The sequence below is a fragment of the Microbacterium sp. BF1 genome (assembly GCF_019279095.1).
GTDB lineage: Bacteria > Actinomycetota > Actinomycetes > Actinomycetales > Microbacteriaceae > Microbacterium > Microbacterium maritypicum.
Map to the genome: position 1 here is coordinate 1 of NZ_JAGYWT010000396.1, position 2,325 is coordinate 2,325.

At 63.5% G+C, this 2,325-nt stretch carries 4 protein-coding genes; 3 read left to right on the forward strand and 1 reads right to left on the reverse strand.

What is annotated here, in order from left to right:
- On the forward strand, positions 1-234 hold a 234-nt coding region (locus tag KZA10_RS12680), incomplete at its 5' end, for a hypothetical protein (protein WP_218683050.1).
- A gap of 72 nt (positions 235-306) precedes the next feature.
- The gene (locus tag KZA10_RS12685; RefSeq protein WP_218683051.1) at positions 307-885 is read left to right on the forward strand and encodes a thermonuclease family protein; all 579 of its coding nucleotides are present in this window, start codon (positions 307-309) and stop codon (positions 883-885) included.
- Positions 886-1,344: 459 nt separating this feature from the next.
- On the opposite strand, the gene KZA10_RS12690 is transcribed toward KZA10_RS12685, so the two are convergent.
- Complete coding sequence (locus KZA10_RS12690; protein ID WP_218683052.1) at positions 1,345-1,629, reverse strand: hypothetical protein; 285 nt, start codon at positions 1,627-1,629, stop codon at positions 1,345-1,347.
- A 143-nt stretch (positions 1,630-1,772) separates the two neighbouring features.
- On the opposite strand from KZA10_RS12690, the gene KZA10_RS12695 reads away from it, so the two are divergent.
- Positions 1,773-2,198, forward strand: a complete 426-nt coding sequence (locus KZA10_RS12695; RefSeq protein WP_218683053.1) for a hypothetical protein — start codon at positions 1,773-1,775, stop codon at positions 2,196-2,198.
- The last annotated feature ends 127 nt before the right edge of the window (positions 2,199-2,325 follow it).

Genomic DNA, 2,325 nt, shown 5'->3' on the forward strand with positions numbered 1-2,325 from the left:
CTCCGAGGGCGCTCCGAGGAGCGCACCGGCTCCACCCGGTCGTTCAACATCCCCACCGTCACCATGAAGCGGATGCGCGCGGCTATCACCGCCGATCAACAGGCCGGCCGCTGGCCATCCGACAGCGCATGGGCCGCCGAAGCCATCGGCATCGCCGTCGACGCCGCCCGAGTGGGTAACGGAGGAACGCTGCCGACCCCGCCAGACCGACTGCCGAACCGACTCGTTCGATAACCGCACACGATAGACCAACCAGACACGGCAGACCACCGGGACTTACCACCCCACATCGACAAGGAGCACATCGTGACGGACGAGAACAACCCCGGCAATCGGCCGCTGGTCAAGCGGCGCCCGCCACGGCGCACGCGTGCATTGCTGCTCACCACCGCTGGGCTCGCCGTGACCCTCATGTCGACAGCCGGATGCACGCCGCAGGAACGCCCTGCAGAGACACAGACCGTCGTGACGGCCTCCGAGGCGGCCGAGGTTGTTGCCGTCGTCGACGGCGACACGATCGACGTCACCACCGCCACAGGCCGCACCGCGCGCGTGCGTCTGATCGGCATTGATACACCTGAGATCGGCCGAGACGGCGACACAGGGGAGTGCTATGCCACCGAAGCCCGCGACTTCCTGGACGAGCTGCTGTACGGGCGCACTGTCGAGCTGCAAAGCGACAACACCCAAGCCGACACCGACAGGTACGGCCGGCTACTGCGCCACGTCGTCATCGACGGCCACAGTGCCGCCGTGCTCGCGCTGGAAGCCGGCACGGGATACGAGTACACCTATGACCAGGCGTACGCCGGCCAGGGTGAGCACAGAGACGCCGAGCAGGCCGCGGCCGGCGCAGGGGCCGGCCTGTGGTCCGCGTGCAGCTGAGGGGGAACCTCAGCTGGGGAGTCCGGCCGGTACGGCACCTGCGGACTCCCCAGCCTTAGTTGCGTTCGAAATGAACAGGGCCTAGAATCAAAGTCACCACAACTTTTCCTAGGCGTCCTGACTCACTCCGAGTCGGGGCGCTTCTTCTTTGCGAAGAAGCTCTTGCCAGCGAGCAGCACGAACGAGAGCACTCGTGCGATGTCGCTGGCGATTGAGACGATGTTAACCCAGTCGTCCATCTGGGAGGGTTCACCTCCTACTGCCCCATGCGGGGGCGAGCGAAGGTGTCCGGGTGCCGGCGGACTGCGCGTTCCTGTACTCATAGGAATAGTCTACCATGAGCGTACGACACCGCGTGATCAGTATACGCACGTTAGCGCGTATTGTCAAATAATCAATTTTTCGCGACCGATAGAGAAGCCTGCTTTACGTTTCGCGAAGGCGCGCCGGCACACCGCTCTACCGCTGCCAGGGGCCTTGATGCCCGATCGAGTGCGCTCCGGCCGAGACTACGAAGATGTGTTCGTAGTCGCTCAGGTTGATGAGCCCATCTGCTTCCCTGCGCTCAACGCGATAAGTCACGTCCCATGAGCCGGGGTAGCGGTTCGCGTGACGAAGGAGAAACACGCCAAAGAGGGCGGCAGTGCCGTTCTGTAGGTCATCGTCGTCCTCGTACGCGACGATCAAGGCACCTTCCTTGAGGGCGTCGAGGCTTACCGGTGTGCGAGGGAGCGGTTTGGGCATGGAGCTAGTTTTGCGCACGATCGGAGGCACCAACCACCTTGAAGGTTTGTTTCGCGTCCGAAGGGGGATCGCTTGACTGTAACTGTCCCACCGTGGGACAGTTACACGGTGTCCCACGGTGGGACAGGCGTGAGGGGGAAGTCATGTCGGAGTTCATCAGTTCAGCCGAAGCGTTCCGAATTGCTCGGGAGCGCGCGAGCGTTGCCGCAGCTTTCGAAGCGAATACGTTGCACATGGCTGTGTTCGATGCGCGGGAGGCTGGTATGTCCGTGCGCGAGACGGCAGTAGCCCTTAGCGTGCCGAAGAGCACTGTCGCCCGTCATTGGCGCGAGGGGCATCATTGCGTGCAGCCGGTGCCGGCTTGGGGTTCGGTCGCGGCATGGCGTGAAGCTCACGCCGCGGTCTGGGCGCACAACCCGCACGAGCTTTCCGACGATTGGGTGCCCTACGCCTGGGGAGTTGAAGCTGATCGGACCGTGGTCACGAGGAAGTCGCGCGGCCGCGCTGTGCTGAGCCGCGATGGGTCGTCGATCGCCTTCGAGGTGCCCGACGAGAGTGCCGACCAGTAACGGGTCTGTCGGGAAGTTTGTGTGTGAGGGGTTCGGCGTGATCGGTTCGGCTTCGGTCGGACGGGAAGATGAATCACGTCATGAGCACTGAATTGAAGACACCAACTGAGCAATCCGAGACCGTCGA